The organism is Rossellomorea aquimaris TF-12, assembly GCF_001648555.1.
GTDB classification, from domain to species: domain Bacteria; phylum Bacillota; class Bacilli; order Bacillales; family Bacillaceae_B; genus Rossellomorea; species Rossellomorea aquimaris.
The window spans coordinates 33,984-48,537 of sequence record NZ_LQXM01000020.1 but is presented as its reverse complement, the minus strand read 5'-3'; the positions used below and the strand labels follow the sequence as shown (position 1 = coordinate 48,537).

Genomic DNA, 14,554 nt, shown 5'->3' with positions numbered 1-14,554 from the left:
GGAGGAAGAGCCGTGTTTCATAGTATTGAAGAAGCCATTGAAGATCTCAAAGCAGGAAAAGTGGTTATTGTAGTTGATGATGAAAATCGTGAAAATGAGGGTGATTTCATTGCCCTTTCAGATAAGGCGACTCCTGAAGTGGTTAACTTTATGGCAAAAGAAGGAAGAGGGTTAATTTGTGCGCCTATTACGGAAGGTATAGCTGCTAAATTAAAATTGGAACCCATGGCAACATTAAATACAGACCCTCATGGTACTGCATTTACCATTTCAGTAGATCATAAGTCTGCTACAACCGGAATTAGTGCATTTGAAAGATCAACAACGATTCGTGAATTGTTAAATCCAGCTTCACAGCCAGAAGATTTTAAACGTCCAGGACATATATTTCCTCTCGTTGCAAAAAAAGGCGGAGTATTAAAACGAGCCGGTCATACAGAAGCAGCTATTGACTTGGCTATGCTTGCAGGATCGGCACCATCTGGTGTTATTTGTGAAATCATGAATGAAGATGGAACAATGGCAAGAGTTCCTGAATTAATGAAGATGGCAGAAAAATGGGATTTGAAGATGATTTCAATTGAAGACCTTATTCGCTATCGAAGAAAAAAAGAAAAATTGATCACTCGTGAAGTTGAAATCGAACTACCAACTGAATTTGGTCAATTTAAAGCCGTAGCCTACACTGAAAACCTTACTGGAAAAGAGCATATTGCTTTAGTAAAGGGAACTTGGTCCGAGGATGAAGCTATTCTTGTTCGAGTTCATTCAGAATGCTTGACGGGAGATGTATTTGGATCGAATAGGTGTGATTGTGGTCCACAATTAACCACTGCATTAACGCAAATTCAAGCAGAAGGAAAAGGGGTTCTCCTTTATATGCGTCAGGAAGGAAGAGGAATTGGTTTAATCAATAAACTAAAAGCCTACAAGCTCCAAGAAGAAGGGTATGACACTGTAGAAGCAAATAAAAAGTTAGGTTTTGGTGATGACCTACGAGAATATGGAATTGGGGCTCAAATACTAAGTGACTTAAACATCACCAAAATGAGATTGCTAACCAATAACCCTAAGAAAATTGCAGGGATAAATGGATATGGATTAGAGATTGTTGACCGTGTTCCAATTCAAATGCCATCAAAAGCTGAAAACGAAAAATATTTAAAGACCAAGCATTCAAAATTAGGTCATATTTTGAAGTTTTAGTGTAGGCCATTATGGTAATCAAAGTATCACCATAAAAAAAGAGCAGATTGGCCTTTTCATAGATAATCATCAGTAAACAATACTTATAAAATTGTAGGAGGAATTTAGTATGAAAACGATATATGAAGGTAATTTGGTAGGAACTGGATTAAGAGTTGCGATTGTGGTATCACGTTTTAATGAGTTTATTACTTCTAAGCTATTAGGAGGAGCAGAGGATGCATTAAGAAGACACGGTGTGGAAGAAGAAAATGTATCAATAACTTGGGTCCCAGGGGCATTTGAAATTCCGATGATCGCAAAAAAGTTAGCTCGTTCGGGAAAATATGATGCAGTGATCACTTTGGGGACTGTCATAAGAGGAGCTACCGCTCACTTTGAATATGTTAGCGGAGAAGTAGCAAAAGGAGTAGCAAATCTTGGCTTACAAGAAGATATACCTGTGATTTTCGGAGTGCTAACGACTGACACGATCGAACAAGCTATTGAACGTGCTGGAACAAAAGCAGGAAATAAAGGATGGGAAGCGGCTGTCTCTGCAATTGAAATGGCTAACCTAATACGCGATATCGAAAAATAATCGTTCGAATGAATTAAGAACAAGCCGATCTCCATATGGAAATCGGCTTGTTCAATTTCCAAAAGCTCTTAGGTGGGGAAACTTCTCAAAAAACTAGAGTTTTAAGCCTGGCGTATGTGCTCATAGAAAAACAATAGTTAAAAATTAATAAATTTCCTATGTGATTTATGTTGGCAACCTCAATCCTTTTTGCTAGAATAGAATCTTGTGGCTCCCCTCATGTAGGAGGAGCGGGTAGGGAGAGGGCAGTTTTATAGGAAGATTATATGAAAGCACTTGGAAGTATTTTTCAGTTAAAGAATCATGGTACCACAATGAAGAAAGAGGTAATGGCTGGAGCAATCGGCTATTTTACGATTGTGTACATTATCGCAGTTAACGCTCTCATTCTTTCTGAAGCTGGAATTCCATTTGAAGGAGCAGTTATGGCAACTATCCTCGCTTCCTTTATTGGATGTTTGGTCATGGCTTTTTGGGCTAATGCACCTATTCTTCTAGTTCCAGGTATGGGAATTAATGCAATGTTTACCTTTACTTTAGTGAAGTCATCAGGACTAACTTGGCAGGAAGCATTAGCAGTTGTTGTGGTGTCAGGAATACTCTTTATGATCATTGCATTTACAAAATTATCAAAAGTATTATCCGAAGCCATTCCCAAGACATTAAAAGAAGCCATTACAGTCGGTTTAGGTATGTTTTTAATGTTCATTGGTCTTGAAAAGGGCGGTCTTATTCAAAGAGGAGACAGTGCTTTAATCACGATTGGTGATTTTGGGGAGTTGAAGGTCTTGGCTACTGTGCTTACCTTCTTGGTGACGATATTTCTTTTTATTCGGAATGTAAAGGGACAATTTTTATGGAGTATCGCATTTGGAACCGTACTAGGATTCTTATTTGGCATCGAGCCGTCTATTCAAGGAAGTACGTTTAAATGGAGTGAATATGGAGAAGTCTTTGGACAAATCTCATTTGCTTCAATCTTGGAAATACCTTTTTGGATTGCTGTGTTCTCGGTAACAATGGTTCTAGTATTTGAAAACATTGGCCTTGTTCATGGGCATGTTGATATGATTAATCAACAGCACAAATATTCCAAAGCTTTTCAAGCAAATGCTTTTTCTGCTTTTACATCAGGGATTTTAGGTACAAGTCCAACGGTATCAACGGTGGAAAGTGCAGCAGCTATGACTGCAGGGGGAAGAACAGGATTAACCTCATTAACGACTGGAGTGTTATTTTTAGGGTCTGTACTGTTTATTCCTTATTTAAAATGGATTCCTGATCATGCCATTGCCCCAATTCTTATTATCATTGGTGGCCTAATGATTCAAAATATACGACATATGGATCTTCGTGACCTAACTGAAGCATTTCCAGCCATCTTTATCATTGCTATGATTCCTTTTACTTATAGTATTGCTGATGGAATTGCCATTGGATTTATTCTGTATCCTATTCTTAAAATGGCGACTGGTAAAGCTAAAGAGGTATCCATTCCACTTTATATTATTGCAGGATTGTTTTTAATGAACTTCTTTGTTCATTCCATTCATTAAGAAAACAAAAATTGATTCAATTAGGAATTATTTTATCTTTACCAGATGAAAGTAATTCACTAGTTGGATCAATTTTTTTATGACTTTTTATGGAATATACTATCATTTCCAATTCGCATAGACTTTCCACATATTTCTTGATACTATAAGATTACTATAGAATGTTACTTTTAGACTAGTGCAGACGTCTTGAGTTGAAAAGGAACTTAGCAGGAGTGAACTTAATGGAAGTATTTGTTGCCAGGCAGCCAATTTTTGATCGAAATGAGGAAACAGTTGCTTATGAACTATTATATAGGAATAATGAACTAAACCTGTTTCCTAATATTGATGGAGATCAAGCAACTGCTGATGTCATTATAAATAGCTTTTTAAATATTGGGATCGATTCGTTATCATCAGGAAAGCCTTGTTTTATAAATTTTACAGAGAACCTATTAAAGCTTAGAGTACCTACATATTTTAATCCAAGAGAAATTGTAGTAGAAATTCTTGAAAGTGTTATACCTAACAATGAGATTGTTTCTATTTGCGAAGAACTAAAATCGTTAGGCTATAAAATAGCATTGGATGACTTTGTATTTGTAGAATCGAATCCGTATTGTAGAGAGTTAATGAAGATTGCAGATTATGTAAAGGTTGATTTTCTTAGCACCACAGAAGAAGCAAGAGGGAGTATTGAAATACTTTCAGGCTTACTAGGTTTTAAGCTTTTGGCGGAAAAAGTAGAAACGCAAGATCAATATCATGAGGCTAAAAGAAAAGGATACCAATACTTTCAAGGGTATTTCTTTAGCAAACCTAAAGTGATTTCAACACATGATATTCCCACTTATTTTCACTCTTATTACTCTATCATTCAAAGTTTAGAAATCTCGGAACCTAGTATTGATGTTATCAGTCAATTAATTGAACAAGATCTATCTCTCTCTTATAAGCTATTGAAGCTGATTAATTCTCCAGCATATCGTCCAAAACACAAAATTCATTCTATTCGGCAAGCCATTGTGCTTTTAGGCTTATTAGAAATAAAACGCTGGATTTACGTCTTAGCCGTTCGTGAACAAGTTGGAAAAAGAAAACAACTTGAGAATGAAGTGATTACATTATGTTTAACAAGAGCGAAAATGTGTGAGCTATTAGCGCTTAAAAAGGAAAAAAATCATCTTGTCTCAAGTTATTTCCTGACGGGTATGTTTTCATTAATGGAGACCATATTATCCATTCCAATCGATCGGATTCTTGTTGATCTACCTTTAAATGATGAAATAAGCAACGCCTTGAAAGGGCAGTCAAATGGTTTGAAAGACATGTTAGACTTAGTGATTTCCATTGAACAGGCAGATTGGGTGTTATTAGATAAAAAAATGCAGCAGTTTAATTTATCCAGGGAGGACATTACAGCCAGTTATCAGGAGGCTTGTAAATGGTCAAAGGAATTAATGTCCCATGAATTAACAGAAAAATAACCATCGTTACCATACAGGTTTGTATATTCCTGGTGTTAAAAATTTTCTTTGTGGTTTTATATATCTTTTTAATTCGACTATGAGTAAACGCTGGATATGTTTTGATGTGATTTGCTTCGCCACATCATGAGGAACTGGATAAATGCCAATTGAATTAAATTTCACACGAAAGAGACCTTCTTGTACGAGGTCTTTTTTGTTATTGAACATTCTTGCGAAAACAAATACGACTAAAGAGTTGTATTCATCACCTGAACCTTCAACTTTTTGTACTCGGAACCGAAAAGAATATTCTTCTTTCATTTTTATCACCATCTTTATTGTCTCTTATTAAGACACCATTGTTCAACTAATTAGTTTTAATAAAATCCTCGTTTAGCAAAGATTGTTTTTTTAAAACACATGGCTTACCAGGGCTCTGTCGTAGGGACTTTGTTCAGAAGAGACAAGCATAAAGTGATTCCTGCCAGAAAAGTGTTTTTTCTTTTTTGGCAGGAATCGCCTATGACCTAGAGCACTAAGCCCAGAAGCTAAACAGTGAAAACCCACAGGTCATAGCACGAGGAGGCTCAACTGACGCCCAGCGGAAAGCGAGTACCTCTCGCTGCAATTAGATATCAGCAAAGTTTACCAAAACAGCTAATAAAATAAATCAATATTCATCTTATTATATGAAAATCTGATGATTGCGAATTAAGCTTGTTTGTGGCAAGCTTAGACTATTAAGAATATAGTTTACTAGAATAGTACGTGGAGGGATTCACGATGAATCTGAATCTTATTAAATGTCATGGCTCCGGAAATGACTTTTTACTTATTGATGAAATGACACACGGGTATGATTTCACCGAGGATGCCCGACAAAATCTTGCCATTACATTATGTGAACGCAAGGAAGGTATCGGAGCAGACGGAATCTTGTTTGTATTAAAAAGCTCAACTTGTGACGCGAAAATGAGAGTATTCAATGCCGATGGCTCAGAAGCTTCCATGTGCGGAAACGGACTTCGATGTGTTGGACGTTACGTCTGTGAACGATTGAATAAGCCATCGATTGTGATCGAGACAATGAAAGCGGATTTAAGAGTGTCATCAGCACCTTCAATTTATGAAAACATTCCCACGTACAACGTGGAAATATCACCAGTGTTATTTGCACTTGATAAATTACCAATGAACTTAGATCGGTCTAGTTTAATAAATGAAAGCATCCCTGAGATTTCAGATTTGTTAACTTTTACCGCATTAGCTGTACCAAATCCTCATCTAATCAGTATCGTCAATACAGAAAATATTGTATCCAATGAACAAAAAAGAATTGCAGAAACAGTTAATGGACCAAACAATCTTTTTCCAGATGGTGTGAATGTTAGTTTTGTTCATCCATTAAAGGAGGGAGCCATATATGTACGTACCTTTGAAAGAGGAGTAGGATTTACAAATGCTTGTGGTACTGCCATGTCAGCCTCTACTTTAGTATCTTGCTTACTTCAACAAAATGAATTTGGAAAAGAAATTGACGTATATAATAATGGAGGTAAGGTCCGAGTTATTGTGAATCGCAAAGGTGAAGACCTTTTTTATATGGAGTTAATTGGTAATGCCACTTATTTATATCAATCACAGATTGAGTGGTCCCCGTCTCAACCACTCGAGTATAAAATACTATCCCATGATGACTTTGCTGAAGAAGAAGAGTATCAACTGTTACAATCCCACGCGAAGACTGTTGTTAATTCAACTGTATTTCATAGTGCATAAGTAAAAACATCCTGAATCTCAATGAGCTTCAGGATGTTTTTTTAAAAATTGAATGACTTCCTTAAACGGTTGAATTTCTTTAACCCTATCGTATTGACTGAATGGGCAGCCGAATTTTTGGAATCGCTTTAAAACGACATCCATTGTAAAATTCTCAGGGTTAAGATCTTCCGTGACCTCGCTCCACCAAAGAGGTGTAGCCACTAATGCATGATCATTTCCTCTTAATGAGTATGGAGCAATAATCGTTTTGCCTTCTGCATGTTGAATATAATCCACATAAAGTCGACCATGCCGATTCTTCTTTAACCGCTCAATAGTAAAGTGCTCTGGAAAATTAGAAACGAGATAATCTGCAATGAATTCAGTAAATAAACTTGTATCTTCCCACGAGTAACCTGAAGGGAGAGGTAAGTATATTTGTAACCCTTTGTTGCCTGAAGTTTTTATAAAGCTATGTAGATCCAAAGAGTCAAACACTTCTTTCATCACTCTCGCGGCTTTAATAGCTAAGGGGAAGCTATCTCTATTAGGTGGATCTAAATCAAATACAATTTCATTTACATCCACTTGGTTCCATTTTTGATAAGGAATATGGAATTCTAGGGCAAGTTGGTTTCCAAGCCAAATTAGAGATGATAAGTCATTGCAAAGAATATAATTAATCTGATCTAAAGGTACCGTTTGGATAAACGAAGGAGCATATTCCGGTCGGTTTTTTTGGAAAAAGGAGTCGCCAAATATACCGTGTGGATAACGAATGCAAGTTAGTGGTCGGTTTTTTAAGAAGGGAAGAATGACCACTGACATTTTTCTAAGAAATCGAATGTAATCAAGTTTTTGAATGAAAGGTTTCTTCCATAATTCTTTATCAAGAGAGGTTAATTCCACATTCACTGGTAATGAAGCTTCATCGAGAAGAAATTGTTCCAATGTGCATTCTTCAGGTAAAGAAGATAGCATAAATTGATGAAAATGTGGTTCTCTAATTTGGCCATCATGGAAATTAAGGTAAAATACCTCTACGCAAATTCCCGGATTTACAATATGGAGTGAACCCTCCTGATTGATGGTGTTTTTAAGTATAATTTCTTTTAATATCTTTTTTTCTTTGGGAGAAATTCCGAAATGGAACAGTCCAATTGATACCACCTGTTGGTCTTGGTAAACGCCAATATGAAAGTAATCATTATTCGAATCAAATGCAGTAATAAAGCATAGACATCTTTTCCAATTCTTGATTTTTATCCAAGAAGTGCTTCGTTTTCCTTCCCACTTACTCTTTCTAGCTTTAGCAACAACACCTTCACCCTCCTCGTTTACTACATAGCCCCACACCTTATTCCAATCTTTATGATTGGGAATCATCTGTAGGCAAGAAGGGTGGTTAGGAGTAGGTTCAAGTGGAAGGTCGAAAGCGGTAAAAAACTTTTGAAGTTCTTCTTTTCTCTTCATGTAGGGTTCATCTGCCCATATTTTTTTTTCGGAATGAAGTAAATCAAAGACTAAGAATTTAACCGGTCTAATTTTAGAAGCTTCTTCAATTCTTTTTTGGTTTTTCATTCTCCCTCTTCTTTGAAGCTCAAAAAATTCACAGCTATTAGGGGATCGTAAAAGAACGATTTCTCCATCGAGTTTTATAGGTAATTGAACTTTATGATCATTGATCATTGTAAGAATCTGTTCCTTTATTTCTGGAAAAAAAGGGAGTAGCTCATTCCCATTTCTACTTTTTAAACTAATGGAATCTTTTGATTGGATGTTTAGTATTCCTCGAAACCCATCATATTTCACTTCGAAAAGCCAATCTCCATTCCCTGGAGGATCTAGATGTAGTGTTGGAATCATTGGTCTCATGACAGTATCACCTTAGTTTTACCCTTAGTTTTACCAGTGAGACGTATATTATTTCCAAATCTTTATGGGAATGAAGTCAGGGAAAGAACTAAATGCTAAAAGAAAAGTTAAGGAGGGTATGAATATGCATACCATTTGGAAGGGATCCATCAGTTTTGGTCTCGTTAATATTCCCATAAAACTTCATTCAGCAACAGAAGATAGAGATATCAAGCTTCGTTCACTTCATAAAGAGTGTCATACACCGATTAAATATGAGAAAGTTTGCCCTGTATGTGAGAAGGAACTAGAACAAAACGAAATTGTTAAAGGATATGAAGTAACAAAAGGAAAATTTGTTGTTCTTGAAGACGAGGAACTCAAGAAATTGAAGGAAATTGATGGAGAAAAAGCTGTGGAAATCCTCGATTTTATAAAGATGGAAGAAATAGACCCGATTTTTTATGATCGAAGTTATTTTGTATCTCCAAATGAAGGAGGGAAAAAAGCATATTCCTTACTGAGAAAAGCCCTTCAGGAATCTGGGAAGGTAGGGATCGCAAAGATTACAATGCGTTCCAAAGAACAACTATCTGTAGTCAGAGTGTACGAAAACACTTTAGTAATGGAAACCATTCATTACCCTGATGAAGTGAGGGGGACTGGGGATGTCCCGAACGTCCCTGAAGAAAATGATATTACAAAAAAAGAATTAGAAACGGCAACGATGCTCATTGAACAACTAACAACTGATTTTTCACCGGAAAATTATAAAGATCATTATCGTGAACGTTTAAGTCAGTTGATTGAAGCGAAGCAAAATGGGGAAAAGGTAGTTACAGCGAAGGAAAAAGCACCTAAAGAAAATGTGACGGATCTTATGGCGGCCCTGCAAGCATCCATTGATTCAACAAAACCAAAAAAGCAAAGGAAAGAATCAAAAAAGAAAACGACAACAAAGAAGAAAGCTCAATAAAAGTCGTTTGAACAAGGAGTGGAGAAGCCCTGTGGAGGAGAAACAAATTAAAAAAGTTTTATTTGTCATTTTATCTATAACAAGTTTTGCATTATTTACGTGGGGATTTGTCACGCTTGTAGAAGAGTGGAAGGAGAATGAAATTGCAAATTTTGATAATGGGGTATTTGCAGTTGTCCATGCCTTTATTTCCCCTAAATTAACCACTTTTATGAAATCCATTACCTTTATGGGTGGAGTGAAATGGTTGACCATTTTTACTATTTGTGTCGTAGTCATTCTATTATTTCTAAAAAAACATCTATTAGCTTTATTTATTGCTTTAACCATTAGTTCAGGAGCAGGATTTAATTGGCTACTAAAATGGATATTTAAAAGGGAACGACCGGATATTGAAGCGCTAATAGAGCAGGGGGGATATAGTTTTCCTAGTGGGCACTCCATGGGATCCTTTATCTTTTATGGAGCGCTGGCATTTATTCTGTTCCGTGCATTAGATCATAAGCGATACAAATGGGCAAGTGTTGTGTTCGTATGTACGTTGGTTTTACTAATCGGTTTAAGTAGAGTATATCTAGGAGTTCATTATCCAAGTGATATATTAGCTGGGTTTACAGCAGGAGGAGCATGGTTAACCCTTTGTATCGTTTTATATACTTATTTTTATAAACGCAATCATTGGAAAAATAAAAATCCACAATAGACTGTAAAAAGAGCCTAATAGAATTTTTACTATTAGGCTCTTTTCCTGTCTAAATTCATGTATATGACAGACTACAATTATATGAGAGTGTTCCTTTTGGACAAGGTCCTTCATTAAATATAACAGAGGTCTATTTTTATTGTGACGGATTGAAACATTTACATTTTAAAGGATTTTTTGACTATTCTTTTGTTTTCATCCATATAATACAATGGAGGTTAAACATAATTCATATTTACTTGTATAAAGGGTTTTTCATTTTTCAACGGCTCTTTTCGTAAAGTGGTGGGTATCTTAGAAAAGAACTGTGCACCATTTTTTTCCGTGTGAAGGAAAGGAGAGGAATTCATGTTTTCACCTGATGATATGATGGACTTTCAGTTATTTTCCATGGAACATATCATGACACTTCTTTTATTTACGATCATGATTGTTCTGTTTATTACTACGTTTTCAACTTCAATATATATAAAAAAGATTGGTATAATCCTTGTTTGGACATTACTTATTTCTGAATTAACCTTTCAAACCTGGTCAATAATGAATGGTCTTTGGACTGTACAATCTACTCTGCCCCTTCAATTATGCAGTATCAGTACATTCTTAGGGATTTACCTGTTTTATAAACGAAGTGAAAAGATTTTTTTCTTATTTTTATATATTGGATTTATTCCCCCCATTCTCGCCCTCATCACACCAGATATCCCATATAGCTTTCCTCACTTTAGATACATTAAATACTTTATTCACCACACAGCAATTCCCTTTATGGTATTGTATTTGTTTTTCTCTGATAACTATAAGATTCCAAAGAAATCAATTGTATATGGGATGGTGTTATTAAATATATTGGCCATTCCAATTTATCTGTTAAATTGGTGGATAGGTTCCAATTATTTTTTTCTAGGCGGACCTCCTGAAGGAAACACACCTTTATTATGGTTTGGGGAAGGCATCTACTATATAGTGAATCTAGAATTAGCCGGCATGCTAGTATTCTTCATTACTTTTCTCTTTTTCACTTATTTAGAGAGAAGAAGGAGTAGACTTACTGATCGAACAAGTGATACAACACATGCACTTTGATTATTGTAAAGGTGATTGACATTTGAAACGATTAGAATTACAATGATATTGAAAATCATTCTCATTAGACTAAAGAGTTCCCCCTCTTAATTAAATAAGAATGATTCATGAGAACCCCCCTTTCAAAAACAACTCGAGACCATATGTCTCGGGTTGTTTTTTGATGTAGAGATAGATTAGATATAATTCTGATACTTGATTAGACCAAATCCAAATGTTTATTGCATTTCACTTTTTTCTGTCGTAAATTGTATAAAGAAAACTGTTTGAAAGGAGGGGATGCGTAAGTGAACCAAAGAGAAGATAAACGGTTTCGCATTGCTTATTACGAAGCTTTAATTGGAATCGCTCTCGTACTCATCAATTTTTTGTGGTGGTATGGTTTTGCTTTTGGTTTAGGGGGACAATCCGTTTCGGAATATGATTGGATTTTAGGGATGCCCGCCTGGTTTTTTTATAGTTGTATTGTAGGGTTCCTTATGATGGTCCTACTCGTTATTTTCGTTGTAAAATACTTACTAACAGATATTCCTTTTGATGATGAAGAGGAGGAGTATCATGAATAGCATTGCGATTATTCCATTATTTGTATTTTTAGTAATAATCTTCTTAGTTGGAATATATTCTGCAAAAAATATCTATAAAGCGGATTCTTTTGTACAAGAATATTTTCTAGGGAGTAGACAACTTGGTGGTTTCATATTAGCGATGACGATGATTGCGACATATGGCAGTGCCAGTAGTTTTATAGGCGGTCCCGGTGCTGCATATACGTATGGTCTATCCTGGGTACTTCTCGCCATGTCTCAAGTTGTAACAGGGTATTTTGTTCTGTTAATATTAGGGAAAAAATTCGCCATTATGTCAAGGAAATATAAAGCCGTTACGCTTATCGATTACTTACAAGGACGTTACCTAAACAATTACATTACCATTCTAGCAGCAATTAGCATTATTCTATTCTTATTTGCTGCCATGATTGCTCAGTGGGTTGGAGGAGCTCGACTAATTGAATCTTTAACTGGGCTAACTTACGAAAGCGCCTTGTTTATCTTTGCTGTATCTGTTCTGGTGTATGTCATAATAGGTGGATTCAAGGCTGTAGCTATTACTGATTCAATTCAAGGTGTCGTAATGCTTATTGGGACGATCATTTTATTAGGTGCCACTATTATGGCTGGTGGGGGCATGGAAAAGATCATGATGGATTTACAGACAGAGAACCCTAACCTACTAAGTCCTCATGGTCCAAATGGAGAGTTAAGCTCACGATATATCTCTTCTTTTTGGATTTTAGTAGGTGTCGGTGTAGTTGGTTTACCTCAAGTTGCCGTTAGAGCAATGAGCTATAAGAATTCCAGATCTCTTCATCGTGCGCTAATAATAGGAACGATTGTGGTTGGAGCGATTATGTTAGGAATGCACTTAACAGGTGTACTTGCCAGGGCGGTTGTACCAGGAATTGAAGTAGCAGATAAAGTAATGCCGCTTCTTGCATTAGAAGTGCTGCCCCCCTGGTTAGCGGGAATTGTCCTCGCAGCTCCTATGGCCGCCATTATGTCGACTGTCGACTCATTATTACTCATTGTGTCATCTGCTATTGTAAAAGATGTATACATGAACTATATCAATAAAGATGCAGAAGAAAAACAAGTAAAGAAAATAAGCTTTTGGGTAACGAGTATTACTGGAGTCTTGGTTTTCCTTATGGCTTTAAGTCCGCCGGAATTAATTATCTGGTTAAATTTATTCTCCTTTGGAGGACTTGAAGCTGTATTTATTTGGCCAATTGTTCTTGGGCTTTATTGGGAAAAAGGGAATGCTAATGGAGCACTGGCATCCATGGTAACGGGTTTGGTTTCCTATATTCTATTTCATATGTTTTTACCTAATTACCTGGATATGCATACAGTTGTCTTTCCAATCATTCTTTCCTTTGTTGTGTATATTGTCGTTTCAATTTTTACTAAGTCAAATAATCAAAAAGGGTGGGGATAACCCATCCTTTTTTACGTTGTACTAAATAGTAGAGGAAATAAAATATAAAGACTGTTTTCGTAAACTTTGTGGGTATTGATAAAGCGAGTAGTAGTTGATTTCCGCTCCAGGTGCTCGCTTTCCGCGGGGCGCGAGTTGAGACTCCTTACACCTCCTCATTATCTTGTCAGTACAAAAGAAGTTGAGAAAGAAGATGTTTTAACTGTGGCAAAAGCACTATTTCAATTTTGTAAGGAATCAGATATGGCTTTTCCGGGGATAATTGCTGAAAAAAATACAGCACTTCTCCTAACTCATGCTTGGTGTGATTTAACAGGAAAAAGTTATGAAGTACGCATGAATCAGCGAATTTATCAACTAGACGAAGTCAATCAGATACCGATATCAGAAGGGGAAATGGTACGAGCTGATACAAAAGATATCGAACTAATATCAGAATGGTTACTTGGGTTTATCGATAATACTGGCGAAATGGCAATGAAAAATGCACTTGATCGTGCGAAAGAAATGGTGGAGAATGAGCAGTCTGTATATCTTTGGGTAGTTGATAATCACCCTGTTTCCATGGCTAGAAGGGCAAGAAAGACGGATAATGGAATAACCGTCAACCTAGTATATACGCCTAAGAAATATAGGGGGAAAGGATATGCATCCTCAGTTGTGGCTGAGCTAAGCCGTGAATTATTAAATAACTACTCGTTTTGTACTCTCTACACAGATCTAGACAACCCTACATCTAATAAAATCTATATGAACATAGGTTTTAAACCTATATGTGATTCCATAATGATTACCTTAAAATAAGCAATAAGAGTTGGTTAAATAAAATGATTAATAAATTTGGTTGACATTCAATCACAAACCTATTATTATAATAAACAATTAATTAAATGAGCGAATGGCTTTGACGAAGAGGAGTATTTTGAACAGGCACTTAAGAGAGCTAGTGGTTGGTGTGAACTAGTGTGAATGTTTAAAGGAATGGACTTCTGAGCTTCCAAACCGAAATCTTTTTTCCAGAGAGTAGGCTTTGGCGAATGTCTTATCGTTACAAAAGACACGTATTCAAGCTTTGTTGGCTTCGATACGATTAAGTGGACTGTTTTTACAGTCAACGAAGGTGGCACCACGGGTATCTCGTCCTTTTTTAGGATATCGAGGTGCCTTTTTTTATTTTCAAATTTCTTCAGCTAACATTTTAATAGTAAATCGTTGAGTAAGAGGAGTACATTCAAGTGATGCATTACAGAGAGTTAAGGATGGTGAGACCTTAACATGATAGCTTGTCTGGAATGGACTTATGAGAGACAGTCTGAATGGAAGTAGGATTGTACGGAATTCCACCGTTATCAGGATAGAGTATCGGGTTATTAAAACCCCGTA

13 protein-coding genes and 2 other annotated features (1 of these 15 running past the window's edge) are annotated in these 14,554 nt (G+C 36.2%); of the genes, 11 read left to right on the top strand and 2 right to left on the bottom strand.

Going from position 1 to position 14,554, the window contains the following annotated elements:
* The first annotated feature begins 12 nt into the window (after nucleotides 1–12).
* The 4 genes from IQI_RS03225 (at nucleotide 13) to IQI_RS03210 (ending at nucleotide 4,811) form a co-directional block, all read left to right on the top strand.
* Complete coding sequence (locus IQI_RS03225; protein ID WP_064091291.1) at nucleotides 13–1,206, top strand: bifunctional 3,4-dihydroxy-2-butanone-4-phosphate synthase/GTP cyclohydrolase II; 1,194 nt, start codon at nucleotides 13–15, stop codon at nucleotides 1,204–1,206.
* 109 nt (nucleotides 1,207–1,315) lie between these two features.
* Nucleotides 1,316–1,786: a 6,7-dimethyl-8-ribityllumazine synthase gene (gene ribH, locus IQI_RS03220; protein ID WP_064091290.1), complete on the top strand. Its 471-nt coding sequence runs from the start codon at nucleotides 1,316–1,318 to the stop codon at nucleotides 1,784–1,786.
* Nucleotides 1,787–2,052: 266 nt separating this feature from the next.
* Nucleotides 2,053–3,342 carry an NCS2 family permease gene (locus tag IQI_RS03215; protein WP_064091289.1) on the top strand — a complete coding sequence of 430 codons (1,290 nt, stop codon included), beginning with the start codon at nucleotides 2,053–2,055 and terminating at the stop codon, nucleotides 3,340–3,342.
* Between the two features lie 224 nt (nucleotides 3,343–3,566).
* Nucleotides 3,567–4,811 (top strand): EAL and HDOD domain-containing protein, encoded by a 1,245-nt coding sequence (locus IQI_RS03210; RefSeq protein WP_064091288.1) that lies wholly within the window; start codon nucleotides 3,567–3,569, stop codon nucleotides 4,809–4,811.
* Nucleotides 4,812–4,817: 6 nt separating this feature from the next.
* On the opposite strand, the gene IQI_RS03205 is transcribed toward IQI_RS03210, so the two are convergent.
* A complete protein-coding gene (locus IQI_RS03205; RefSeq protein ID WP_064091287.1) occupies nucleotides 4,818–5,126 on the bottom strand; it encodes a hypothetical protein in 309 nt (102 codons plus the stop codon).
* A 450-nt stretch (nucleotides 5,127–5,576) separates the two neighbouring features.
* Between IQI_RS03205 and dapF the strand changes: the two genes are divergently transcribed.
* Complete coding sequence (gene dapF, locus IQI_RS03200) at nucleotides 5,577–6,572, top strand: diaminopimelate epimerase (RefSeq protein ID WP_064091286.1); 996 nt, start codon at nucleotides 5,577–5,579, stop codon at nucleotides 6,570–6,572.
* A gap of 18 nt (nucleotides 6,573–6,590) precedes the next feature.
* Here dapF and ligD read toward each other — a convergent pair whose 3' ends face one another.
* Complete coding sequence (gene ligD / locus IQI_RS03195) at nucleotides 6,591–8,429, bottom strand: DNA ligase D (protein ID WP_064091285.1); 1,839 nt, start codon at nucleotides 8,427–8,429, stop codon at nucleotides 6,591–6,593.
* Nucleotides 8,430–8,553: 124 nt separating this feature from the next.
* Here ligD and ku point away from each other — a divergent pair, with 124 nt between their 5' ends.
* From ku to IQI_RS03165, 6 genes are all read left to right on the top strand, one after another.
* Complete coding sequence (gene ku / locus IQI_RS03190; protein WP_064091284.1) at nucleotides 8,554–9,384, top strand: non-homologous end joining protein Ku; 831 nt, start codon at nucleotides 8,554–8,556, stop codon at nucleotides 9,382–9,384.
* Nucleotides 9,385–9,415: 31 nt separating this feature from the next.
* Nucleotides 9,416–10,087, top strand: a complete 672-nt coding sequence (locus IQI_RS03185; RefSeq protein ID WP_064091283.1) for a phosphatase PAP2 family protein — start codon at nucleotides 9,416–9,418, stop codon at nucleotides 10,085–10,087.
* Between the two features lie 348 nt (nucleotides 10,088–10,435).
* A complete protein-coding gene (locus IQI_RS03180; RefSeq protein ID WP_064091282.1) occupies nucleotides 10,436–11,173 on the top strand; it encodes a YwaF family protein in 738 nt (245 codons plus the stop codon).
* 287 nt (nucleotides 11,174–11,460) lie between these two features.
* The gene (locus tag IQI_RS03175) at nucleotides 11,461–11,739 is read left to right on the top strand and encodes a YhdT family protein (RefSeq protein WP_064091281.1); all 279 of its coding nucleotides are present in this window, start codon (nucleotides 11,461–11,463) and stop codon (nucleotides 11,737–11,739) included.
* Nucleotides 11,732–13,171, top strand: coding sequence for a sodium/pantothenate symporter (gene panF / locus IQI_RS03170; protein WP_064091280.1), 1,440 nt, complete (start codon nucleotides 11,732–11,734; stop codon nucleotides 13,169–13,171). Before IQI_RS03175 ends, panF begins: the two co-directional genes overlap by 8 nt.
* A gap of 135 nt (nucleotides 13,172–13,306) precedes the next feature.
* Complete coding sequence (locus IQI_RS03165) at nucleotides 13,307–13,975, top strand: GNAT family N-acetyltransferase (protein ID WP_064091279.1); 669 nt, start codon at nucleotides 13,307–13,309, stop codon at nucleotides 13,973–13,975.
* 91 nt (nucleotides 13,976–14,066) lie between these two features.
* Nucleotides 14,067–14,319 (top strand) — a binding site (T-box leader).
* A 55-nt stretch (nucleotides 14,320–14,374) separates the two neighbouring features.
* Nucleotides 14,375–14,554, top strand: a binding site (T-box leader); it runs 68 nt beyond the window's last position.

What these genes read in the sequence shown, in the direction of transcription:
- ribH (WP_064091290.1), top strand. Translation starts at nt 1,316, where the DNA reads ATGAAAACGATATATGAAGGTAATTTGGTAGGAACTGGATTAAGAGTT.
- IQI_RS03215 (WP_064091289.1), top strand. Translation starts at nt 2,053, where the DNA reads ATGAAAGCACTTGGAAGTATTTTTCAGTTAAAGAATCATGGTACCACA.
- IQI_RS03210 (WP_064091288.1), top strand. Translation starts at nt 3,567, where the DNA reads ATGGAAGTATTTGTTGCCAGGCAGCCAATTTTTGATCGAAATGAGGAA.
- IQI_RS03205 (WP_064091287.1), bottom strand. Translation starts at nt 5,126, where the DNA reads ATGGTGATAAAAATGAAAGAAGAATATTCTTTTCGGTTCCGAGTACAA.
- dapF (WP_064091286.1), top strand. Translation starts at nt 5,577, where the DNA reads ATGAATCTGAATCTTATTAAATGTCATGGCTCCGGAAATGACTTTTTA.
- ligD (WP_064091285.1), bottom strand. Translation starts at nt 8,429, where the DNA reads ATGAGACCAATGATTCCAACACTACATCTAGATCCTCCAGGGAATGGA.
- ku (WP_064091284.1), top strand. Translation starts at nt 8,554, where the DNA reads ATGCATACCATTTGGAAGGGATCCATCAGTTTTGGTCTCGTTAATATT.
- IQI_RS03180 (WP_064091282.1), top strand. Translation starts at nt 10,436, where the DNA reads ATGTTTTCACCTGATGATATGATGGACTTTCAGTTATTTTCCATGGAA.
- panF (WP_064091280.1), top strand. Translation starts at nt 11,732, where the DNA reads ATGAATAGCATTGCGATTATTCCATTATTTGTATTTTTAGTAATAATC.